This is a genomic window from Haladaptatus sp. DYF46 (genome assembly GCF_021083305.1).
Taxonomy (GTDB): domain Archaea; phylum Halobacteriota; class Halobacteria; order Halobacteriales; family Haladaptataceae; genus Haladaptatus.
Map to the genome: position 1 here is coordinate 681,944 of NZ_JAJFAY010000001.1, position 22,252 is coordinate 704,195.

A 22,252-nucleotide genomic window follows, 5' to 3' on the forward strand; every position below is an offset into this window, starting at 1 on the left:
ACGCCACCGATCCTGTCGTCATGAACGATAATTTTAGTAATTAAATAACGTATTGATTTTATGGATTATACGTACGTCTCTGTCGAAGATGTCCGAGAAATCCGATACACGAGACGATCGAACGGCGATGCTCGACCGGCGGTCGTATCTGAAAATCGCAAGCGGTGCGGTGGTTGCAGGGGGGACCGCCGCCGGAATCGCCCCGACGATGGCGTCGTCGGCAGGCACGAACGGGACGATATCGGACCAAACGACGGCACCGAACGACGTTCCGGACCCGGACGACTTCCAGTACGACGACGTGTACGACGTCGTGGACGACCTCGGGATGGACCCGACCGGCGAGGAACCGATAGACGACGTCCTCCGCGACAACTTGACGAGCAACACGAAACTGGAGTTCCCTGCGGGAACCTTCCGCGTCACCGAGTTGGTGTACGACTACGGGGAAGGACTCCACGACTTCGGGATGGTTGGCGTCGAAACGGGCGCGACCATCGTTCTCGACACGCCGGATAGCGCCACCCAGAATCCCGGTGCATCGTGGCTGTCCCTCGGCGGAAGGGAGTCGTACAACATCCAGTACGAGGGGCTTCGACACGACGTCGGAAGTGCGCCCGAAGCGCCACGGATGCAGATCAACGTGGACGACGGGTTGCTCGTTCGGGACGTTCTCCATCGGGGTGTTCACGACGGTTCGCTGGGACCGTTCGTCTTCGGCCTCTTCAGCGAGGACGGAACCGGACTCATCGAGGAACTGCGCGCCCCAGACGGCGCGCCCGACGGGAGCGGCGCGGTGGGTCTGTTCGTCCACCAGTACATGAAGGGAAGCCTCGAACTCAGGAACTGCTGGATAGAGGGGTTCCCGAACAACGGACTGTACGAGTCGAGCAAGAGCACCGGCACCGTGACGGTGAACGGCGGCCTGTACAAGAACAACAACATCGCCAACGTCCGCCTCGCCGGGTCCGGCGGCACGGTTCGGGACTGCTGTGTCGTCGTCAACCGCGCGCATTCCGACCCGGACTTCCCGACGAACATGCGCGGCATCTGGCTGTTCGCCGACGACGCGACCGTCGAGAACTGCGACGTGGTGCAAGTCGCCGACGCGCCGAGCGACGGGGGAATCGTCGCCGCCGGGAGCGGGACGACCGAAATACGGGACACCCGAATTCGAATCGGTACGGACGACACGGCGGCGATGTACGCCGTGAAACCGGAATCGACGCCCGCACCGGTCGTCTGTTCCAAGGTCGAGGTGAAAGGCGACGCGGACCACACGGGCAACGGGACTCCCGGCAGCGCCGCCCTCCGCGCCTTCGGCCGTCCGAACTCCGTCTTCTGGTCCTGTTGTGTGAAACAGACCGGCAACGACCGGGACGGCCTCCTCCTTCAGTACTGCGACGAAAGCAGGGTGAAGGGCGGTTCGTTCGACGTGACCGGGGACGCCATCGTCCTCGATCATTCGAGCGACGTGATACGAAAGAACAACTCGGTCGGAACCGCGGAGTGCGCGAATTCGACCTGTCCTGACGACTTGAACACGACGGTCGATCGGTTCAAGGACGACACGCTGTCGAATTACTCGTTCGACCGCGGCGAATCCGGAGCGAGCGTCGTTTCGTCGCCCAAACGAACCGGAAAGAGCGCGCTCTCGATCACCGACACGGCCACGGAGATGACGAGTACGGACGGCCTCCCGACGTATCCCTCGGCGGGCGGAACGGTCAGTTACTGGCTTCGCGGCGACGGCGGCGCGGCGGACGTCAACCTCTCCTACGGCGTGCAGGACGCCGACAACCGATACTTCGTTCGCGTGGACTTCGCCAACGCCGACCTCATGCTGTTCCGCTACGAGGACGGGACGGCACGCCGACTCGATTCGGACTCGTCCGGCTACACCCTCTCGCAGAAAGCGTGGTACGAACTCGTCGTGGATTGGAGCGAGGAGGGCAACCACATGGCGACGCTTCGAGACGCCGACGGCAATCGCGTCGCGAGGGTTTCCGGGAGCGACGGGACGTGGTCGTCCGGCGGCATCGGCTACGACGCGTATCTCGACTGCGGACAACGGGTCGTCATCGACGACGTGACGCTGAAGTAGTGCGGGTCCCGTCAGACCGTCAGAGTTCTGCGCCGAGCATGAGGACGGCGACGGCGCTGGTGACGACTGCGACGGGGACACCCACCGACAGCAACCGCCAGATTGAGATGTCCACCCCTCTGCGGGCGGCCTGCTGCAACGCGATGAGCGTGGCCGCGCTGGCGATGGGCGTGGCGTTTCCGGCGAGCGTGCTGACCGCCGAGAGGACCAGCCACCCGGATTGACTCGTGACGCCCGAGGAGAGGAGGACGACGGCCGGAACGTTGCTGATGAGGTTCGACAGGACGAACGTCAGTCCTGCGAACCGCCACCCGGCGCCGAATCCGGAGACGAGTTCCATCAGCGACGTCTCCTCCAAACTCCCGACGAGGACGAAGATGCCGACGAACAGGACGATGATGCTCCAGTCCATCCCGTGCAGTATCTCCTCGCCGGGAACCCGACGGAACAACTGGAGCCACGTGATGTGGAGAATTCCCATGGATGCCGCGATGATGCCGGGGTCGGAGTCCGGAAAAACGATGAGGAGGGCAAAAGTGGCGAGGAGGAACGCGACGCTCGACAGCGCCCATCGCTCGTCGATGTCGGGGACGGGAATCTCGGGAAGCGTCGTCCCGGCGGCCGTAATCGGTGCGAGGACGACCGCCGCGATGAGGAGGCAGACGAGCGCAACCGGCGCGAGGTGGGCGACGAACTCGACGGAGGTCAACCCGCTCCGGTTCAGGATGTAGGCGTTCTGCGGGTTGCCGAGCGGCGTCGCCGCGCTCCCGATGTTCGCGCCGAGGACGACGGCGATGAGCGGCGGCACGGGGTCGATGTCGGCGTTGCGAATCACCTGCACGAGGATTGGCGTCAACAGCAGGACCGTCGCATCGTTGAGCGCGACGGAACTGAAGGCGGCGGCGACGACGAGCGTTCCCACGGTCAGCCGTCTCGCCGTCCCGGTGAAATCCACGAGGTACGACCCCGCCCACCCGTAAAAGCCGCTCCGGGAGAGCGCCTCGACGTGGGCGAGCATACCGAACAACAAGAGGAGCGTGCTCGTATCGACGCTGGCGAGCGCCTCGTCGGGTGAAATCGCTCCGAGCGCGAGGACGACGACGGCACCCGTCGCGCTCGTCAGCGACCGGCTGAGGGGGTAGACGCGAATCTGGTTGAAAAACAGCAGGCCGAAAGTACAGAAGACGACGGCGATGACGAGCGCGTCGGAGACCATGTTGGTTTCATCATTCGGGGGAGATATAGGATGTTCGGACGGGGAGGGTTCACACAGCGGACGACCGATGCTGCCGAAATCGGCGTCAGTCGCTACGAAACGTTCCGATTCGCCGATTTGCGTGGATGGAGTCGTACACGTCGATGCGGACGTCGTTCGGGGCAGGAAGCGAATCGCGGTCCACGACGGTCACGCTCGAATACACGAGCGAACTCGTTTCGGTCGCATCGGTGCGTTCGGTCGGTTCGCGCATCATCGCCGCACGGATCGACCAAACGCCGCTTCGAGCGACTCCACCGGGAATGGGGGAGACGAGGAACGGATTCTCCGCCGTGGTTCGCAACTCCGAGACGAGCAGGAACCGGTCGTCGAAGTTCGTTGCCATCAGGTCCGACATCCCCTCGCCGACCGTTTCGGCGTTCAACCGTTTGGCACCGAGTTCGCTCGTCAGCACCGCCGCGAAGTACTGCGTTTTGGGATTCGAATCGCTCAACCCCCCTTCGATGAACGTGTCGTTGCTGTCGTGCAGTTTGCCGTACCCCCAGTCCATAGTGAGGTCGTGATGGAGGAAGTCGCGGCCGAGGAACCCGCCGGTAACGGCGGCGATGCCGAGTCCGGTGCTGGCGCCGAGGAACGTACGGCGTTTCATACTACCCATCACTTGTTAGAAGACTAAAAACAATCCGGTCGTTCCGAACGTTCAGTCACGACGCTTGATGAGGAACTTCATGTCGCCCTCGAAGACGACGGTGTCCTCCTGATCGGTCATCGTGGTGTCGATGACGACGAGTCCGGCGTCGTCGCGACTGGAGAGTTCCTTCGTCTCGACGACTTCCATATCGAGCGAGATGGTGTCGTCCATGTGGACGGGGGCGGGGATGTCCATGTAGTTCATGCCGAGGAACGCGAGAACGGTGCGCTCCAAGAAGCCACAGCGGTAGACGAACCCGGTCGCCAGCGAAAACGTCATCGGTCCGTGGGCGACGCGCTCGCCGAAGTACTCGTCCTCGGCGTAGTGTTTGTTCGTGTGGAGTTCCGTCCAATCGCCCGTAAAGGCAGAATGCATTACGAAGTCGTACTCGGTGACCGTCCGGCCGACGCTCTCGAACGTCTGGCCCTCCTCGAAGTCCTCGAAGTAGTGCGGTTCGTAGCTGTAAGCCATGTCGAACCCCACTCGGGAAGAATATAAGTAACTACTGTGCGGAACCGCCACATGGCGAATATCCCCGACGAGAGATACGACGAAATCGCAAGCGACCCCTTCTGTGCTACGCTCGGAATCGAACTCACGAACCTCGAATCGGGAACGGCGCGAACGGAACTCACGGTTCGGGAGGAACTCCTGAACTTCCACGGGACGCCCCACGGCGGGGCCGTCTACTCGCTTGCGGATGCGGCGTTCGCGGCCGCGTCGAACGCGGACGGCGACACGGTCCTCGCGCTGGAGACGAACATCTCCTATCTCTCGGCGGCGGCGGTGGGTGAGACGCTCGTTGCGGTCGCAGAACGCGAGGACGAAACTCGACGTACCGGGTCGTATCGGGTCGGGATTCGTGTCGAAGGGGAGGAAAGTGACGAAGAAGGAGGGGACGAGAAAAGCGAGAGGGGCGCGGAAATCGCCATCTTCCGCGGCAGGGTGTACAAACCCTGACCGACTGGAATACCCATTTTCCAGGCCGAGCGTGTCGACAGGGAAGACGGAATTCCACTACCGGTTTCCGTTACATCCGACCCCCGTTCCGTGAGTCTCCAATAGTGATATTCGAAGCCTATTTTTATCGAAGTGACAGTTACATCGAGAACTACGAGCGGTAAACGCCTTTGAAAAGATATCCTGAAAGAAATGAGAATTTTATCGTAATTTCGGCCTTAAATTCTAAATTCGGTCGGATAATGGTGTGATTTATGCTGTTTGGGAAAATGGAATGATATATGAACACGAGTCGCATGGCGTGGACTCCATCGCTGCTTTACGCACCGAGTGGAGTGGGGTCCCCTCGACGGAACGTCGTCGTTCTGTCGGACGGGACCGGTACCGAACGAACCGTTTCGTTCGCGGCGACGTTGGCCAACGCCCGGGGCGGCGAGTTGATACTCGTCAGTGCGGCCGTCAGGTCGTCCGGAACGCCGCTCTCGCTCGCCAACGGTATGTTGGACGAGCGCCGAGAGATGGCCCGTCGAAGCCTGACAACGGTGGATTCGTCGCTGAATCTGCAAACTCGTGCGGCGGCCCGCGTCGGCCGGAATTACTCGACCATCGCACGGGAGGCGAGCGAGGAGTTCTCCGCCGGGGTCGTCGTCGTCGACGAGTCGGAGTCGATGACGACGACGGCGTTCGGTCGAAGCGTCGCGACGCGCGTCGGGGGCCGCGTCGATTGTGACGTTATCTCCGTCGGCGGGAACCATCTCTCATCCGACGTGTCCTCGATTCTCGTCCCCGTCGCCGGCGGGCCGCATTCGGGGTTGGCCGTGGACATGGCGCGATACATCGCCGAGAAATACGGTGCCTGGATCGAACTCCTCCACGTCGTCCCCTGTTCCGAGGACGAACGCGCTCACGCCGACGCGAACCGATACATCACCGCGGCGAGCGAGCGTCTGGGCGAGTTCTCCGCCGTGGATGAATGGATTCTCGAAGCCGACGACGCCACCGACGCTATCGTCGACCAATCGCAGTACTACGACGTTACCGTCCTCGGCGCACCGCAGAAGAACAGGCTTCGGGAGTTCGTCTTCGGTTCGACCACGGCGGACGTGCGGTCCTCCGCGTACAGCACCGTCGTCAGCGTCGAACGCCCGGACCGGCGAGACTCGCTGTTGGAGAACTGGCTCTGACAGAAGTCGAGGGCCGTCGATGACGGCGTCAGCGGTGGTCGTAGACGCGCTTTACCTTCCCGACTTCGGTTCGTTCGATGGCGCCGGGTTCGACCACTTCGAGTTTGTCGGGTCTGACGTCCAGAATCTCCTGCAGTCGGGCGTGGATTCGCTCGCGGAGTTCAGCGGGCGAATCCTCGAAGCTCTCGTGGTACTCGACGGTTATCTCCATCTTGTCGAGTTGGCCGTCCCGCCGCAGGTCGATGCGGTAGTGGGGTGCGACGGAGTCCAAATCGACCATCACCTCCTCGATCTGGCTCGGGTACACGTTCACGCCGCGAACGATGAGCAGGTCGTCGGCGCGGCCGGTGACGTTGCCCATCCGGACCATCGTTCGGCCGCAGTCACACCGCTCGTAGTTCAGCGTCGTCATGTCGCCGGTGCGGTAGCGCAGGACGGGCAGGGCCTCCTTCGTCAGACTCGTGATGACGAGTTCCCCCTCCTCGCCTTCGGGGAGCGGTTCGCCCGTGTTCGGGTCGACGACCTCGGGATAGAAGTGGTCCTCCCAGACGTGCTGGCCGTCCTGCGCCTCGGCGCACTCGATGGAGACGCCCGGCCCGATGATTTCGGACAGTCCGTACACGTCCACCGCGGTCACGCCGAGGGCATCCTCTATCTCCTCGCGCATCGGGTCCGTGAACGGTTCCGCGCCGATGATGACGGTCGAAAGCGGGAGGTCGTGCGGGTCGATACCGCGCGCTTCCATCGCCTCCGCGATGTAGAGGCAGTAGGAGGGCGTACAGGAGAGGACGTCGCTTTCCAAGTCCTGCAGCATGTCGATTTGCCGGGCGGTGTTGCCGCCGCCGACGGGGATGACGCAGGCACCGAGTTCCTCCACGCCGTCGTGGAACCCGAGTCCTCCCGTGAACAGCCCGTAGCCGTAGGCGTTCTGGACGACGTGTTCGGGTTCGACGCCCGCGGCGGCGAGCGAACGGGCCATCACCTCGCGCCAGACGCCGAGGTCCGATTCGGTGTAGCCGACGATTTTCGGCTTCCCCGTCGTTCCCGAGGAGGCGTGAATCCGCCGTAGTTCTCCGCGCGGAACCGCGAACATCCCGTCGGGGTAGTTGTCGCGGAAATCCTCTTTCGTCGTGAACGGCAGTTCCGACACGTCTTCGACGCTCTCGATGTCGTCCGGCGAGATATCCGCGTCGTCGAGGGCCTCCCGGTAGAACGGGACGTTTTCGTAGGCGTGAGCGACCGTTTCGGCGAGTCGCTCGTCCTGCAGCGCACGCAGCTCCTCCCGAGATGACGTCTCGGTGTCACTGTATGTCATGCTTATTCGTGATTCGAAGCGCCACGGGAAAACTGTTTCTCGATCCCGGTCGAAAGATGGCATATCGGATGAACGTTTATTTTCCTCGCCGTTGCACGCCGAGTGGATGACAACTGTTTCGGAACTCTGGGGGCGGTCGGGGGAGCGTACGCAACACTGGTGGGTTTTCGTCGGGGGGTACGCCCTCGTCGTCTTCGCCCTTCTCGTCGTCGCGGCGCTCGGCGAGGGATCGGGGCCCACGGACACGTTTCTGCTCCCCGCCGTGCTGTTTTACGCGCCTCCCTTCGTCTCCGCCGTGAGCGCGTTTCGCGGCGGCGGTTTCCCCGCCAGCCTCGCCGTCGGTCTCGCACCCGGCGTCCTGTTCGCCCTCGTCCTCGGCGGTCTCGACCTCGTGGGTCACACCGCTCCGGGAGAGGCCCCGATTTGGGCGCTGGCCGTCGGATTCGGCCTCCTCGGCGTCGTCGGCGCGTTGCTCGGATTCGGAGTCAGCAAAGGCGTGCGTCGGTTCGTGAAAGCCCGATAGAAACGTCCGCGCCTGAAAATCGAGACTCCACCGTACGCGTGACTACAACGGCTACGACAACGGATCGTTTCGCGGTGGGACGGTCGAAACTATCGGATCGGAAAATACGGTGTATCGAACACCGAGACCTGACGGTGTGAAGTTCGGGACCGGTCGCCTCTCTACTCGACCGCGTACCCCTTGTCCTGTAGGACGTCCGTGACACGCTTACGGTGGTCGCCCTGTAGTTCTATCGCCCCCTCGTGTACCGTCCCCCCGGTGGCCATCTTCCGCTTGAGTTCGGAGGCGAGGTCTTTTACGTCGACCTCGCTCGCGTCGAACCCCTCGACGATGGTTACCGGCTTGTCGTAGCGTCGTTTCTCGGTCCGGATGACGAGGCGCTGTTCGGTTCGCCCCAAGTCTTCGTCGATGCCGAGTTCTTCCGGGAGTCCCGTTATGGAACTCAGATCGTCTTTGTCGTTTGCCACGGCACGGAGAGCTAGGCCGCGAAGGACCTTGGTTCTGTCTCACGTCATCCATCGTCACGTGGCCGCGTGCGTCAGCAACTCGGACGGTGACGTCGTACCGTCCCGGTTTTCCCCAATCACCGGAGATGGCGGCGTTTCCTTCGCGGTTCTCGTCATCCGCACCGTCGACCCGCTTCGAAAGGGTGGCGACGGTCGTTCCGTATCGCTCGATTTCGACGTGGAAGACGAGCGGGTCCGTATCTTCGTTGATGAGCGCGAGGTTGCCGATGCTCGCGGAGGGGGAGTCGAGGACGTGGAGGCATCCCGCGGTCGAACCCGCAGAAAGGCCGGTCAGACCGGCGAGAAGCGCCCGTCGTTTCATGTCACCGAGCGAAGCAATCCACCAGCATAGGTTTTCTGCCGCGAAACTCAAGCTTCTAAACCCATCCCCTCGTTGTTGTGATTATGGAACGAGTCGCAATTATCGGCGCGTCGATGACCCGGTTCGGGCAGCGTGACGCGTGGATACGCGAACTGTTGGCGGAGGCGGGGTCTGCCTGCCTCGACGATGCGGACGTCTCGCCGTTGGACGTGGAACACCTCTACGTCTCGAACATGGCGAGCGGCGAGTTCGAGGGCCAGACCGGCGTGCCGAACGCGCTGGCACACGACCTCGGCGCGCTTCCGGCGTACGCGCAACGAATCGACCAGACGAGTTCGAGCGGCGGGGCCGGAATCTACGCCGCGTGGCAGTCGGTCGCCTCGGGGGCGAGCGACCTGACCCTCCTCGTCGGCGGCGAGAAGATGACCCACAAATCGACCGCCGAGGCGACGGACGTCATCGCCTCGCTCACGCATCCCGTCGAGTACAAACACGGCCTCACGTTGCCGAGTTTCGCGGGGTTGACCGCCCGGCGCTACCTCCACGAGTACGACGCGCCGCGCGAGAGTTTGGCCAAGGTTGCCGTCAAGAACCACCGGAACGGCGTGGACAACCCGCACGCGCAGTTCAGAAAGGAAGTCGATCTGGAGACGGTGATGGAGTCGCCGATCGTCGCCGACCCGCTTCGCCTCTACGACTTCTGTCCCATCACGGACGGGAGCGCCGCGCTGTTGTTCTGCCCCGAATCCGAGGCGAAGCAGTACACCGACGAGTACACCGTCGTTTCGGGCATCGGCGGCGCGACCGACACGCACGTCGTTCACGAACGCGACGACCCGACGGTGATGGGCGCGGCCGTCGAGAGCAGCGAACTCGCCTACGAGATGGCCGACCGAACGCCGGGCGACATCGACGTGGCGGAACTCCACGACATGTTCACCATCCTCGAATTCCTGCAGAGCGAGGCCGTCGGCTTCTTCGAGCAGGGAGAGGGCTGGAAAGCCGTCGAAGAGGGAATCACCGACCGCGACGGCGACCTGCCGATCAACACCTCCGGCGGCTTGAAATCGAAGGGCCACCCGCTCGGCGCGAGCGGCGTCGCACAAGCGTACGAACTCCACCAGCAGTTACTCGGCGACGCCGGGGAACGGCAGGTCGATGCCGAAGTCGGCCTCGCGTGCAACGTCGGCGGATTCGGCAACTGCGTCATCACCACCATCATGGAGCAAGCATGAACGGAAACGGAACGTTCGACGCGCATCGCTGTCCGAACGGCCACCTCTCGTATCCGGGCCACCCGCGCTGCCCGACGTGTGCCGAACCGCAGGACGAGACGGTAGACCTGAGCGACAGGACCGCCGAGGTCGTGACGTGGACGACCAGCACGGCCACGCCGTCCGGCGTCCGACAACCGAACCACATCGCCATCGTCGAGTTCGACGTGGACGGCGAGTCGGTGCGGGCCATCGGGCAACTGACGACCGATGGCGTAGAAATCGGCGACGAAGTGCGACCCGTCTACGCCGACGACCTCCGCGACCCCGACGCCGGGATCCGAGAGAAGGCGAGTCAGGAGTGGGACGGCTATCGGTTCGAACCGGCCGACTGAACGACGGCGGCCGTTTCTCTGACCGACGAGAACGAGCGAGAGAGTACGACCGGGAGAAGGCGATTTACACGTCGTTTTCGTCGTCCGAATCGTCCGTACTCCCCGAGGTCGACCCATCGTCCGCCGAGTCGTCGTCTTCTCCGTGTCCGTTGCCCCGAACGTCCAACTCGTCGCGAATGGAGCGCAGTTCGGCGTCCACGTCGACTTGCGGTTGTTCCTCCTCCTCTTCCTCCATCTCTTCGTCCGCCGCGTCCGCGAGTTCGCGTCCCTCGTCGGCCCGTTCGCTTCCGGTGGCGATTTCGTCACCGATGTCCTCGCTGAGGCGGCGGGCGTCTTCGAGGATGCGACGGGCGCGCGGTTCCTCGGGCAGGCCGCCTTCGGTGAGAGCACCTTCGACGTCGTTCAGCGTATCCTGCAACCGATCGAGGGTGGCCCGACTCGCCCGTCCGGCGCGTGCGCTGAGGTCGGAGCGAGCTTTTTCGGTGGGGTCGTACTCGGGATCCACGAGGCGGATGATCTGCTGGAGGGCTTTGAGCGCGCGGACGTTCGCCTCCAGCATGGAGATGAGCGTCGGGATGGCGTACTCGCCGGTAAACGAGAGCACCTCGCGGGGCGTCGGCGGACGCGGTAGTCCCATCGGCCCGCGCGGTGGTCGGCCGAGTTCCGTTTGGAGGCCGCGCAGGGTGGTTTCCAACTCCTCGATTCGGTCTTCGAGGTCCGCTCGGTCGTCCCGGTCGGGGTCGTCCCGGTCGTTCGACATGGACGGACGTTCGCACCGCAGAACAAAAGTATTGGTCGGTCGGAACGTGCGGGTCGAAACGTGCGACTCAGAACCCTTCCGTGAGGAACACGTCCTCCTCGGGGAACAGGTCGGCGAGGAGGGAACGAGCGTCGTCGGATTCGACGGTCAACTCCCCGAACCGCTCGGCATCCTCGACGGCGCAATATCCCGCGACTAGCTGCGAGAGCGTGTTCACGTCGGTCGCCACGTCCGGGTCGGCGTCGGTACGTCCGCAGCGGACGACGTCGCCCGCGTCGAGTTCGAACGTCCCCTCGTTCCACTCGGCCAACGGGTCGGTGACGCGGAAGACGAGCGTTCCGTCCGCGTCGTAGGAGATGCTTTCGAGGGCGCGCGGAACGTCGACGAGTCGGAACATCGGTCCCCCCTCGATTTTGCAGTTCACGTCGCGGGGGTTCGCCACGATGTCGAGGAGGTCCGTGTTCTCGGGGACGTAGGTGAACTCGACCGTTTCGACCTGCGAATCGTGGTACTGCACGAACCGGAGGAGGTGGCGGTGTGCCTCGTCGTCCGCGGCCGTGAGTTCCCACACCTTGAGTCGTTTGCCGTCGTCTTCCTCTTGCATCGTGTAGACGACGTAGCCGCGCGCGTCGCCGTCCCGTATCCACGCGTACACGTAGGGGTCTTTCTTCCAGCCTTTGAACACCCGCTCCCGCCACCAGTCCTCGGTTCGGTCGGTACTGAGGGCGTATCCCTCGGTCATCGCGTCGTACGCGGGAACGAGGAGTTCCCAGTCGTCGGCGTCGAGTCGGCGGAACTCGCCCGTCGGTTCGACCCCCAAATCGAGCGCGTCGGGAGTCGTCTCGTACTCGGTGGACTTGTTCACCATCGCCCACCCGTACTTGCGGTAAAACTCGTAGGAGAAGGGCCAGAGGGCCGAAAAGTACACTTCGTTCTCGCGGTACTCCGCGAGCGATTCGGCGAGCATGTCGCGGACCAGCCCACGGCGGCGGCTCTCCGGCGGCGACGCGACGGCGGACAGGCCGGCCATCTCGTGCCACTCGCCGCGGATTCGCGCGGTGAACCAGTGGTGTTTACACACGCAGAGCAAATCGTCGCCGTCGAAGAATCCGCGGCGGTCCCCGAGGTCCGGTGAATCGTCATCGTCCTCTTCGATGTCGGGACCGTCCTCGGGTCGGAACGCGTAGTACAAAAATCGCCGATACTCGTCCTCGTATTTCGCGGGAATCGGCCGATAGTCGGGCATGATTGGGGATTGACTGGAAGCGAGAAATAGGTTCGTGTCGGGTGGCTGAACCGCATCTCGCTATATGAAAAAAGGGTGTTTTCGGCCGGATTTGTCTGGTTGGTAGAAAAATACGGGACAGAACGGTTCTTACGACTTGCTTCCCCAACCGAACGAGAGCCATCCACCGTCGGGGTGAAGGATTTCGCCGGTCATGAAGTGTTCACCTTCCGCGAGGAACGCGGCGCAGTTGGCGACTTCCTCGGGCGTACCGAACCGTCCGAGCGGCGTGCGGTCGATGACGTCCTGTTCGTCGAAACCGATCTGGTCCTGTGCGTCGTCCACCATCTCAGTTCGGATGTAGCCGGGGGAGATGGCGTTGACGTGGATGTCGTGTTCGGCCCACTCGACGGCCAGACAGCGGGTGAGGTTGTTGACGCCGCCCTTCGACGTGTTGTACGGCGTCCGGCCGGTCTGACCCTGTTCGCCCATCATGCTGGAGATGTTGATGATGCTTCCGCCGGTTCCCTGCTCTATCATCTGCCGTCCGGCGAGTTGCGCCCCGGAGAACGCGCCGGTCAGGTTCACGTCGATGACCTGCTGCCAGTCGGAGAGCGACATCTCCTCGGCCGGACCGCGGATGTTGATGCCCGCGTTGTTCACCCAGACGTCGAGGGAGCCGAACCGCTCGACGACGTCCTCGACGAGCGATTCGAGCGAGTCGGCATCGGTCACGTCGGCTTCGATGGGGACGACGGACTCGGAACCGGTTTCGTCCGCGATCTCCTCGGCGGCCTCGGCCGCTCGCTCCTGTGAGCGCGAGTTGACGACGACGTTCGCCCCCCGGGACGCGAACTCCTGTGCGATTGCGAACCCGATACCGCTACTCGACCCCGTTACGACGGCGGTCTGGTCGTGCAATGTACTGGTCACAGTTGTGCGCTATCGCGCTGCCGTTTTATTATTCCGGTTGTTTCGTCGCTATTTGCAAACGAACTCGTGTGAAACCGGACGCCTGTTGGATAAATAGTGAAGAATCGGTCAGCCGGTTACGACGGTGACAGGTCCGTCGAAGTCGAGGATGACCTCCTGCGTCGCGTCGCCGAAAAGGGCCTTCCCCGTCGGCGAGCGTTGTCGCCCCGTGATGAACACGTGGTCGCAGTCGTACTCCTCGGCGGCGTCGAGGATTTTCTCCGACTTGTTCCCGAGATAGCCCGTCACGTCGTACTCCACGTCGAGTTCGGAGAGGACTTCGTCACCGATGTCGCGGGCGAACTGCGTCGCACCCTCCTCTGCCTCGCCGACGGTGTAACTCGCCGAACTGCTCATGAGTGATTCCATCGCGTCCCGCCGAGCGCCGTACTCCTGTTCGGTGGTGATATGCGTTAGAATCAAATCGGCGTCCAATCCCTCGGCGATGATACCTGCTTCGCGGACGAGTTCCTTGGCCGCCTCCGTGGGTTCGACGACGGCGAGTATACGATCCATAAATACCGCAAATAAACGAGAAATAATAAAACCAGCGTTCGTTTACATAGTGAAAAAATAGTACAATCTATTTCAAACATACTGTTTGTTTATTACTCATCTTTATTAAATTACCGCTATTAAAGGAAAATGTTTTCAATGAACATCAATGACATGGATGCGCAATCCATGGCAATCGAATTCGCACAGAGTCCGCTGTTGACGTTCGCAGCCGGGCTGATTTTAGTCATCCTCCTCCTCGTCGTCTGGGACCTCCCGGCGTTCGTCGGGCTAGCTATCTCCGCATTTGGTGTCGGATTACTCAACGCGGTGTTCGTCGCCGACTTCACCTTCGGTGATGCGGCAGCACGAACGGCGACGGAGTTCGGAAACGGGATGGCAGGTATCGGTATTCCAATTCTGATGGCATCGGTTATCGGAAAGTCGATGCTCGAGAGCGGTTCCGCCCAGCGTATCGTTCGGGCGTTCCAATCGGTCGTCGGGAAGGAAAATTCGGACATCGCGCTGTGGGGCAGCAGTACCGTGCTCGCGATTCCGGTGTTCTTCGACAGCGTGTTCTACCTCCTCGCGCCGCTCGCACGTTCGATGCGTGCACGCGTGGGGAAGAATTACGCGCTGTATCTGATAGCCGTCGGGGCGGGTGCCTCGGTGGCGCACGTGTTCATCCCGCCGACGCCGGGACCGCTGGCAGTCTCCGACCAACTCGGCATCGCCAACCTCGGGCTGACCATTCTGGTCGGCATCGTCGTCGCCATTCCCTCGGCGATCATGGGCGGCCTCGTTTACGGCCGCTGGATAAACAAGCGGATGAACATCCCCCTTCGGGACGCGATGGGGACGACGACGGAGGAACTCGAAGAGCGTGCAAACCGGGACAACAAGAACCTCCCCGGCGTTCTCGAATCGGCCATCCCCATCATCCTCGCCATCGGGTTGGTCGCCTCGTACACCATCGTCGACACGTTCAAGGACCCGTATCCGGCGCTCGCGAACCTGCAACCGGTAGTCGCGTTCATCGGGGACAAGAACGTCGCGCTGACGATCGCCGCCATCGCGGCGGCGTACACCTACCTCCGCTGGTCCGACCTCTCGCGATCGCTCTGGGAGGAGGAACTCACGGAGGCGCTGAAGAGCGGCGGGAACATCGCCGCCATCACCGCGATGGGTGGCGCGTTCGGCGCGCTCTTGGCCGCGTCCGGAATCGGGTCGTACATCGCGGGGCACCTCAAGGGCATCGGCATCGGCCTGCTCGTGACCGCGTGGCTCATCGCCGCCATCGTCCGCGTCGCACAGGGGTCGGCGACGGCCGCCATGCTCACCGCCGCGGGAATCATGGCACCGCTGACCGCGCAACTCTCGGTCAGCCCGGTGTACATGGTGATGGCCATCGGAGCAGGCGGCAACATCTGCTCGTGGTACAACGACTCCGGGTTCTGGCTCGTCAAGGAGATCGGCGGACTCACGCAGACGGAGACGCTAAAGACGTGGACCGTGCTCACGACGATCATCTCCATCACGGGCCTCGTGACGGTACTCGTTATTTCGACGGTCTTCCCGTTAGTGTAGTCCGATTTCCTCAATTCCCCGCTTTTTTCGAAGCCGTCGCTTAGCAGTGGAAAAGCCACCTGACCCCCACGGAAACGGTGGCAGTAACCATATCGTGTCGGATGGCGGAATGGAATCGTAACCAAGCGACGAACGCGTGCCCTGTTCGAATTCGGTGTCGCCGCGATAACGTTGGTCGTCCAGATACGCCTTTGGCGGGCGCTGCCCGACGACGATTCCTGCCACAAACGGGAGCGTTCAGGGACGACTTCGGCGTCGTCATCATCGTCGGCTTGGAGGCCGTTTTCCGGCTCGAACGCGTATCGCAAAAACCGCCGATACTCGTCCTCGTATGTGGCCGGTATCGGCCGATAGTCGGGTATGATTAGAGATTGATGAGAAGCGAGAAATATGTTCGCATCGGCAAGATGTATCGTATAACGACATATAAAATCGAGAGTGCGAGCGGGAGTATCGTTCGTCGGAAAATCGGCGAGCCGGCCCGAAAGTCAACTATATGGTCGTCGCGGAGCCATTGCCACCGATGAAACTCGGACGGATACGGGTGTATCCAATAAAAGGGCTCGACGGCATCGAAGTCGATTCGACCGACATCGTACCGGGAGGCACGGTGGCCTACGATAGGGAATTTGCGCTCTTCGACGCCGCGGGCAACGCCGTCAACGGGAAGCAAACGGATATGTTTCAACGGCTGTCGACGGATTTCGACCCCGCTTCGGGTGAACTGACGATAGAAACGCCGGACGGCGGGACACGCCTCTTCGACCTTCCCGAGCAACGCGAACGGGCCGAACGGTGGTTCAGCGAACTCTTCGAGATGGACCTGACGCTGCGTCGGGACACGGAGAACGGGTTCGTCGACCGGCGAAAGCGGGGGCCGTCGGTTATCAGCACGGCCTCGTTGCGTGCCATCGCGTCGTGGTTCGACGGGATGACGGTCGAAAGCGCGCGGAGACGACTCCGCGCCAACGTCGAAATCGAAGGCGTTCCCCCGTTTTGGGAGGACCGATTCATCGGTGACGGGTCTCCCGACTTCGAAGTTGGCGGTGTCCGATTCGAGGGCGTCGAGGCGTGCAATCGGTGCGTCATCCCACAGCGCGACCCGGACACGGGCGAATCCCTGCCCGAATTCCGCACGCGATTCATCCGAAAACGACGGGAAACGCTCCCGGAATGGGTTGACGAGAGCGCACTCGACCATCACTACGCGACGATGCTCATCTCCCAGATACCCGAGTCGGACCGCAATCAAACGCTCCGCGTCGGCGATACCGTCGAAGTAATCGAATAGGCCCGGAAGGATTCGACAGCACGGCACGGGACCACCGATTCTCGAACCACGACGGCACGGGAAACGATGTATGGTTGGAGTAGAAGGGTTGTCCGACGTGGAATACCGTGGAAGGGAGCGGCGTTTTCAGTTCGCCGCTTCCCCGGATTCGACGTTCGTCCGTCGTCCCAGAAGTCGCTCGCGGATTACGAGGAGGCACGGAAGCACCGTGACGCACGCGACGAGGGCGTAAACGATGCTCAATCCCGTCACCGTCCCGAACCGCCGGAGCGGAGGCGAGAGCGCCAACGCGAGCACGCCGAACCCGGCGGCCGTCGTCACCGCGCTTCCGAGGAGCGCGCCACCGGTCCCGACGACGGCGGCCGAGAGCGCCTCTCCGAGCGTGTCGTGGCGAGCGCGTTCGTCCACGACGCGTTCGCCGAGGTGAATGCTGTAGTCCACGCCGAGTCCGATGGCCAGACTGGTGATGATGACGGTTTCGCTGTTGAACGGAATGTCGAGCAACGCCATCGTTCCGAGCAGCCACGCGAGCGCGATGAGGACGGGAACGAGGAGCACCACGCCGAGTTCGGGTGCACGGTATCGCCACCAGTACAATCCGATGAGGAACACGAGGATGACGCCGAGCGTGATGGAGAACCCCTCGACGAGCGTCTCGAACAGCGCGCTCTGGACGACGGCGGTAACGACCGGCTGACCGGTCGCAATCGCCGTGACGGGGGCACCTCGTTCGACCGCGGTGGCGACGGCGCGGGCATCGCTCGCGCTCGACTGCGCCGAGGCGTCGCCCGCGATTCCGACGATGACGCGTGCGGACGCGTACGACCCGTTCGCGTCCCGGTAGAGGACCGTCGTTGCACGTTCGGGGGCCGCGTCGTACAACCGGTTGTAGACCGCCGCGACGTCTTCGTCCGGGAGTCCGTCGCCGTCACGGTCGCGGTCGTCGATTGCCGCGGCCACCGTCTCGTTCGTGGCGGCCACGTCGCGCAGAACCGACGCAGGGCTTTCGACGGCGGCCGACCCGTCCGGCCGCAAGACGACGGTGCCGTTCTGCCCGCCGCGTTCCGCCGCGGTCGTCGTCGCCGCATCGAGCGTCGCGAGCGATTTCGGGTCGGTGACGTTCCCATGGACGAGTATCTGCGCCTCCGACCCTTCACCGCGCTGCCGGAAGTTATCGCTCAGGTACGCGAGGTTCGCGCTGACATCGTACTGGTCGGGCGCGAACGGTTCGGGGAGCGAGTGCATCCACGCGGGGGCGTCCTGCGGGATGAAATCGGCCTGATTGAACTCCGTATCGATGCCCGTCGCGCCGTAGACGCCGGACGACGCGAGGAGGACGGCGACGACGAGGACGACGACGGGTGCCCGTCGGGCGAGATTCGCGGTACCCGAGAGCGCGCGCCGAACCGGCCCGTCACCGACGCCGAACGCCGAACGCAAGCGGGGACGACCGCGGCGGTCGAAAAAGCGTTCGACTTCGAGTTTGACCGCCGGGACGAGCGCGGCGAAAACGACCAGCATGGCGATGATGCCGGTGCCGCTCAGGAGCGCGAAGTCGCGGATGGACGCCAGCGGACTGACGTAGTTCGAGAAGAACCCGATAGCGGTCGTAAACGCCGCGATGGCCAGCGCGAGGATGACCCCGGAGAGTCCCGACCGCATCGCCATCGCCGGAGACCGCCGGTCGGTATCCGAATCGTCGGTATCGAGGGCACCGGTCCGCGCCTCGCGGTACCGCATGACGACGTGCAGCGAGTAGTCGAGACTCAACCCGATGAGGAGGAACGGAACCGCGATGAGGAGCGAACTCGACGGAATTCCGAGCCACGCCTGCGCGCCGCTGAGCCACACCATCACGACGCCGACGCCGAAGACGCTGATGAGCACGTCCACGAGGTCGCGGTAGGCGAGGGTGAGCGCGATGAGCAACAGGACGAGGGCGACCGGCGTGATGATGATGAAACTGTCGCCGATGGCCCGCGACGAGGCGTCATCGACGATTCCCTGCCCGAAGACGAACGCGTCGTCGAAGCGCGAATCGACCAGCGACTCGATGGCCACCTGCGCGTCGTACGCAGCTTGAGTCGCGGCTTCCGAGTCGTCCGTTCCTCGCTGGAAGACGAACGTAATCCGTGCGTCGGCGCTCGTCGTCCCCGGTTCGTAGTTCGAGGAGAGGAACTCCGTCGGGTCGGTTCCCGGAGCGGCCGCGTCGGAATCGAGCACCGTTCCGACGAGGGACCGGACGTCGGCGGGAGAGCGCGTTTCGAGCGCGCGTATCTGCTGGTCCACCGTCGCCGACGGTGGACGGGTCGCCGGAGCACCGGCGTTCGTCCCGGACCCGTTCTTCGACGAGTTGGCCCGTTGCCGTCGCACGTCCTCGGCGTACGCGGCGGTTGCGACGACGTTCTCGATGCCGACGAGTCCGCGGTCGGCGCGGAGCGTCCCGTTGATGGAGTCGTCGTTACGTACCTCGCGTTGGAGACGGAGACTTCGTAGCAAGGACTCGCGGGAGAGGACGTTTCCGTCCTCGTTTCTCACGACGACTTGGCTTACTATCGCGTCGTTCGTCCCGTACGTCGCCCCGATTTCGTCGAGGGCTTTCTGTTCCTGCGACGTGGTTCCGGCTTGGCCGATGGGCGCGTCGCCCGTTTCGCCGATGACCGCGCCCGCACCCACGACCACCGAGACGAGAAGCAAGAGCGCGATGACGAGCCGACTCCGCTCGACGATGGTGTCCGCGAACCGTTCCGCTACCGTCCGCTTCATCGGTCACCACGCGGTCCCGAAACGGGTCGTCGGTGCGGCACGTCGAACGTGAGGGTACCTTCAGTCGTGACTCTCATTACGATAGTGTCCACAGGCATCGAACAAGAACCGATGGTGGGGTCCCACAACGTGGGACAACCTCGAAACGAGGAGGGAAACCGGCGTGTGAACGGACGAAAACGCCGCTATTGTCCGTACAGTCCGACGACCATGACGCCGAATCCGACGCAGATGATGGAGCTTTCGAGGAGCATCCCTATCGTGAGTTGGACGTGGAGGAAGTGGTGGAAGACGCCGACCAGTACCGTCCCGACGGTGATGATGAACAACCCGATGGCGAAGTAGCGAAGCCCCGCGAACTGCGTGCGCTCGTAGGCGCGGTAGGCGAGTAGAGTGACGACCCCGCCGAGTCCGAGCGCGGCGAACTTCACGATGACGAGGAGCCACGTTATCGCGTCCATCATGATTCTTTTTTCATCTCCGTCCAGAAAGTCGCCATCCGGTCCGTGGCGTCCCGGTCCGGCCGTTCGATTGAAACCGTAAACTCGTCGTTCTCGTCGATACCGATGGAGATATCCGTGAAATCACGCTCGTAGAGGGTGGCGTTCGGTCCGTCGCGTCGAACCTCGGTGTACTCCCGCACGAGTCCGGCCTCGCCGAGTCGTTCGAGTTTCCGATACACGGTCGAGCGGGGCATGTCGCACTCGGTGCGGAGCGCGGTCGCGGACGTGGGTTCGCGCAACGCCGTGAGAAGCGTTCGACACTTGTCGTCTTCGAGCGAGCGCAGGACCACCGACGGCGGCGGGGACGTCCGGTCGTCCGACGATTCTCTGTTCATGTCTGTAGACGGCTCGGTCGTCTCCGCCTGCTCGGGAACCAGTAACAACCGGCTCCAGTCGACGTTGTGTTCGCTCATTCGGGTCGCCGGGACCGCTCGATGCGACGTGCGGAATCGGTCCCGTATCTACCCGTCATTTCCGAGCAGGTGTAAAAGAGACATCGACTCGTCCCAGAAGCTTGGAATTGGGTTCCGTCTCACGGAAACGATGGGGAGTACAGGATAGTCGGGAGAAACGCAGGTCGGTCGAGAGGAATTCGACGGGACAGTCGAGACGGGCGTTACGGGAGCGTTGCCAAAACCGCTACAGCACCATCGAGAGGAACTGCTTCGCCCGGTCGGTGCTCGGGTTCTCGAAGAACTCCTCGGGCGGTGCGGTTTCGATGACGCGCCCGTCGGCCATGAGGACGATTCGGTCGCCGACTTCGCGGGCGAAGCCCATCTCGTGGGTGACGACCATCATCGTCATGCCGCCCTCCGCGAGTTCGCGCATGACGCCCAACACCTCGCCGACGAGTTCGGGGTCCAGCGCGCTCGTCACCTCGTCGAACAGCATGACGTGCGGGTCCATCGCCAACGCGCGGGCGATGGCGACGCGCTGTTGTTGCCCGCCCGAAAGCTGGTTCGGGTAGGAGTCGGCTTGGTCCGCGAGACCGACATCGGCGAGGAGTTCCTGACTCCGTTCGTCGGCTTCCGCACGCGAGAATCCCTTCACGTCCATCGGCGCGAGCGCGACGTTCTCCAGTGCGGTCTTGTGCGGGAAGAGGTTGAAGCTCTGGAACACCATCCCGATGCGCTGGCGGAGGAAGTTGATGTCCACCGTCGGGTTGGTGATGGACTGCCCTTCGATGCGGATCTCCCCGCCCTGAATCTCCTCCAAGCGGTTCGTGCAGCGCAACAGCGTCGATTTACCGCTCCCGCTCGGACCGATGACGACGACCACTTCGCCGTCCTCGATTTCGAGGTCGACATCCTTCAGGACGTGTGCTTCGCCGAAGTATTTGTCAACGCCGTCGAACTCGATTTTCGGGGTACTCATCGCTGTTCACCCCACTCGGCGCGCTCTTCCAACATACGCACGAGTTTACCCAATGGAAGCGTGATGGCGAGATACGCTATCGCGACGAGGACGAGCGGCGTCCACGCGTCGAACTGGTTGCTGTTGACGTTCCGGAAGAGGCTGATGAGCTCGCTGACGGCGATAACCGACAGCAACGACGTGTCCTTGACGAGGATGATCTGGTCGTTCCCGACGGCGGCAAGGGCGTTTCGGAACGCCTGCGGGAGGACGACTTTTCGCATCGCGCTGATGTAGGACATGCCGAGCGACCTCGCAGCCTCCATCTGTCCGTCCGGAATGGAGTTGATACCGCCCTTTATGGCTTCGCCGGAGTACGCCGCGTGATTCAGCGAGAGGCCGATGATACCGGCATACCAACCCCACTGGGAGAAATTACCGATACCGAACCTCGGAAGACCGATGTACAGGACGAACAGTTGGAAGAGGAGCGGAGTTCCGCGGAAGAACTCGACGTAGCACGTGGCGACGGCGCGAGTAAACTTCGTCTTCGAAACGCGACCCAAGCCGATGAAGACGCCGCCGATGAGCGAGAGGACGCTCGAAACGACAACGATCACGAGAACGTCGATGTACGTACCGATGAATCGCGGAAAGATTGCCCTCAACAGTTCATAATCGACGAAATCCGAGAGGATACGGAAGATGATGAACGCGATGAGAAGCGTGAATCCTCCAGCGACGGCGATGCCGAACCATTTGAGTCGGGTGTCAGTCAGTAGGCCGTCGCCTGCGCGGTGTTCGGCGGCAGCGTCTTCGTGGTATGTCTCTGCCATATTATATCAAATTATAGTCATTTGATGAAGGCGA

Annotated in this window: 24 protein-coding genes; 10 read left to right on the forward strand and 14 right to left on the reverse strand. The window is 62.8% G+C overall.

The window, feature by feature from the left end; all coding sequences use genetic code 11:
* Positions 1 to 88: 88 nt before the first annotated feature.
* Positions 89 to 2,104, forward strand: a complete 2,016-nt coding sequence (locus LJF34_RS03870) for a hypothetical protein (RefSeq protein ID WP_231183363.1) — start codon at positions 89 to 91, stop codon at positions 2,102 to 2,104.
* Between the two features lie 19 nt (positions 2,105 to 2,123).
* Here the strand turns inward: LJF34_RS03870 and LJF34_RS03875 are convergent, their stop codons facing one another.
* The 3 genes from LJF34_RS03875 to LJF34_RS03885 form a co-directional block, all read right to left on the reverse strand.
* Positions 2,124 to 3,320: an SLC13 family permease gene (locus LJF34_RS03875; protein ID WP_231183365.1), complete on the reverse strand. Its 1,197-nt coding sequence runs from the start codon at positions 3,318 to 3,320 to the stop codon at positions 2,124 to 2,126.
* Positions 3,321 to 3,405: 85 nt separating this feature from the next.
* On the reverse strand, positions 3,406 to 3,969 hold the full coding sequence (locus tag LJF34_RS03880) for a hypothetical protein (RefSeq protein ID WP_231183368.1): 564 nt from the start codon (positions 3,967 to 3,969) through the stop codon (positions 3,406 to 3,408).
* A 51-nt stretch (positions 3,970 to 4,020) separates the two neighbouring features.
* Positions 4,021 to 4,482: a MaoC/PaaZ C-terminal domain-containing protein gene (locus tag LJF34_RS03885; protein WP_231183370.1), complete on the reverse strand. Its 462-nt coding sequence runs from the start codon at positions 4,480 to 4,482 to the stop codon at positions 4,021 to 4,023.
* Positions 4,483 to 4,533: 51 nt separating this feature from the next.
* On the opposite strand from LJF34_RS03885, the gene LJF34_RS03890 reads away from it, so the two are divergent.
* Together LJF34_RS03890 and LJF34_RS03895 are read left to right on the forward strand one after the other, a co-directional pair.
* A complete protein-coding gene (locus tag LJF34_RS03890) occupies positions 4,534 to 4,971 on the forward strand; it encodes a hotdog fold thioesterase (RefSeq protein WP_231183372.1) in 438 nt (145 codons plus the stop codon).
* A 281-nt stretch (positions 4,972 to 5,252) separates the two neighbouring features.
* Positions 5,253 to 6,155 (forward strand): universal stress protein, encoded by a 903-nt coding sequence (locus LJF34_RS03895; RefSeq protein WP_231183374.1) that lies wholly within the window; start codon positions 5,253 to 5,255, stop codon positions 6,153 to 6,155.
* Between the two features lie 28 nt (positions 6,156 to 6,183).
* Here LJF34_RS03895 and paaK read toward each other — a convergent pair whose 3' ends face one another.
* A complete protein-coding gene (gene paaK, locus LJF34_RS03900) occupies positions 6,184 to 7,470 on the reverse strand; it encodes a phenylacetate--CoA ligase PaaK (RefSeq protein WP_231183376.1) in 1,287 nt (428 codons plus the stop codon).
* A 106-nt stretch (positions 7,471 to 7,576) separates the two neighbouring features.
* Here paaK and LJF34_RS03905 point away from each other — a divergent pair, with 106 nt between their 5' ends.
* Positions 7,577 to 7,993 (forward strand): hypothetical protein, encoded by a 417-nt coding sequence (locus LJF34_RS03905; RefSeq protein WP_231183378.1) that lies wholly within the window; start codon positions 7,577 to 7,579, stop codon positions 7,991 to 7,993.
* A 161-nt stretch (positions 7,994 to 8,154) separates the two neighbouring features.
* Here the strand turns inward: LJF34_RS03905 and yciH are convergent, their stop codons facing one another.
* Entirely contained in the window at positions 8,155 to 8,460 is a 306-nt protein-coding gene (gene yciH / locus LJF34_RS03910) for a stress response translation initiation inhibitor YciH (protein WP_231183379.1), read from the reverse strand.
* Positions 8,461 to 8,518: 58 nt separating this feature from the next.
* On the opposite strand from yciH, the gene LJF34_RS03915 reads away from it, so the two are divergent.
* From LJF34_RS03915 to LJF34_RS03925, 3 genes are read left to right on the forward strand one after another with little or no spacing between them, the layout of a single operon-like run.
* The gene (locus tag LJF34_RS03915) at positions 8,519 to 8,851 is read left to right on the forward strand and encodes a hypothetical protein (protein ID WP_231183380.1); all 333 of its coding nucleotides are present in this window, start codon (positions 8,519 to 8,521) and stop codon (positions 8,849 to 8,851) included.
* Between the two features lie 53 nt (positions 8,852 to 8,904).
* Entirely contained in the window at positions 8,905 to 10,056 is a 1,152-nt protein-coding gene (locus tag LJF34_RS03920) for a thiolase family protein (RefSeq protein WP_231183381.1), read from the forward strand.
* A complete protein-coding gene (locus LJF34_RS03925; protein WP_231183382.1) occupies positions 10,053 to 10,430 on the forward strand; it encodes an OB-fold domain-containing protein in 378 nt (125 codons plus the stop codon). The genes LJF34_RS03920 and LJF34_RS03925 overlap by 4 nt, the downstream gene beginning before the upstream one ends.
* 64 nt (positions 10,431 to 10,494) lie before the next feature.
* Here LJF34_RS03925 and LJF34_RS03930 read toward each other — a convergent pair whose 3' ends face one another.
* From LJF34_RS03930 to LJF34_RS03945, 4 genes are all read right to left on the reverse strand, one after another.
* Positions 10,495 to 11,190, reverse strand: coding sequence for a hypothetical protein (locus LJF34_RS03930; RefSeq protein ID WP_231183383.1), 696 nt, complete (start codon positions 11,188 to 11,190; stop codon positions 10,495 to 10,497).
* 67 nt (positions 11,191 to 11,257) lie between these two features.
* Positions 11,258 to 12,436 carry a GNAT family N-acetyltransferase gene (locus LJF34_RS03935; RefSeq protein ID WP_231183384.1) on the reverse strand — a complete coding sequence of 393 codons (1,179 nt, stop codon included), beginning with the start codon at positions 12,434 to 12,436 and terminating at the stop codon, positions 11,258 to 11,260.
* A 129-nt stretch (positions 12,437 to 12,565) separates the two neighbouring features.
* Complete coding sequence (locus LJF34_RS03940; RefSeq protein ID WP_231183386.1) at positions 12,566 to 13,348, reverse strand: SDR family oxidoreductase; 783 nt, start codon at positions 13,346 to 13,348, stop codon at positions 12,566 to 12,568.
* Positions 13,349 to 13,456: 108 nt separating this feature from the next.
* Complete coding sequence (locus tag LJF34_RS03945; RefSeq protein ID WP_231183388.1) at positions 13,457 to 13,903, reverse strand: universal stress protein; 447 nt, start codon at positions 13,901 to 13,903, stop codon at positions 13,457 to 13,459.
* Between the two features lie 138 nt (positions 13,904 to 14,041).
* Between LJF34_RS03945 and LJF34_RS03950 the strand changes: the two genes are divergently transcribed.
* The 3 genes from LJF34_RS03950 (at position 14,042) to LJF34_RS03960 (ending at position 16,760) form a co-directional block, all read left to right on the forward strand.
* On the forward strand, positions 14,042 to 15,469 hold the full coding sequence (locus LJF34_RS03950) for an SLC13 family permease (RefSeq protein ID WP_231183390.1): 1,428 nt from the start codon (positions 14,042 to 14,044) through the stop codon (positions 15,467 to 15,469).
* 191 nt (positions 15,470 to 15,660) lie between these two features.
* Positions 15,661 to 15,837 (forward strand): hypothetical protein, encoded by a 177-nt coding sequence (locus LJF34_RS03955; RefSeq protein ID WP_231183392.1) that lies wholly within the window; start codon positions 15,661 to 15,663, stop codon positions 15,835 to 15,837.
* Positions 15,838 to 15,992: 155 nt separating this feature from the next.
* Positions 15,993 to 16,760, forward strand: a complete 768-nt coding sequence (locus LJF34_RS03960) for an MOSC N-terminal beta barrel domain-containing protein (protein WP_231183394.1) — start codon at positions 15,993 to 15,995, stop codon at positions 16,758 to 16,760.
* A 126-nt stretch (positions 16,761 to 16,886) separates the two neighbouring features.
* On the opposite strand, the gene LJF34_RS03965 is transcribed toward LJF34_RS03960, so the two are convergent.
* From LJF34_RS03965 to LJF34_RS03985, 5 genes are all read right to left on the reverse strand, one after another.
* Positions 16,887 to 19,526 (reverse strand): MMPL family transporter, encoded by a 2,640-nt coding sequence (locus LJF34_RS03965; protein ID WP_231183396.1) that lies wholly within the window; start codon positions 19,524 to 19,526, stop codon positions 16,887 to 16,889.
* Positions 19,527 to 19,711: 185 nt separating this feature from the next.
* Positions 19,712 to 19,987 (reverse strand): hypothetical protein, encoded by a 276-nt coding sequence (locus LJF34_RS03970; RefSeq protein ID WP_231185038.1) that lies wholly within the window; start codon positions 19,985 to 19,987, stop codon positions 19,712 to 19,714.
* On the reverse strand, positions 19,987 to 20,442 hold the full coding sequence (locus LJF34_RS03975) for a helix-turn-helix domain-containing protein (protein WP_231183398.1): 456 nt from the start codon (positions 20,440 to 20,442) through the stop codon (positions 19,987 to 19,989). The genes LJF34_RS03970 and LJF34_RS03975 overlap by 1 nt, the downstream gene beginning before the upstream one ends.
* A gap of 226 nt (positions 20,443 to 20,668) precedes the next feature.
* Positions 20,669 to 21,403: an amino acid ABC transporter ATP-binding protein gene (locus LJF34_RS03980; protein WP_231183400.1), complete on the reverse strand. Its 735-nt coding sequence runs from the start codon at positions 21,401 to 21,403 to the stop codon at positions 20,669 to 20,671.
* Complete coding sequence (locus LJF34_RS03985) at positions 21,400 to 22,218, reverse strand: amino acid ABC transporter permease (protein WP_231183402.1); 819 nt, start codon at positions 22,216 to 22,218, stop codon at positions 21,400 to 21,402. The genes LJF34_RS03980 and LJF34_RS03985 overlap by 4 nt, the downstream gene beginning before the upstream one ends.
* Positions 22,219 to 22,252 lie beyond the last annotated feature (34 nt).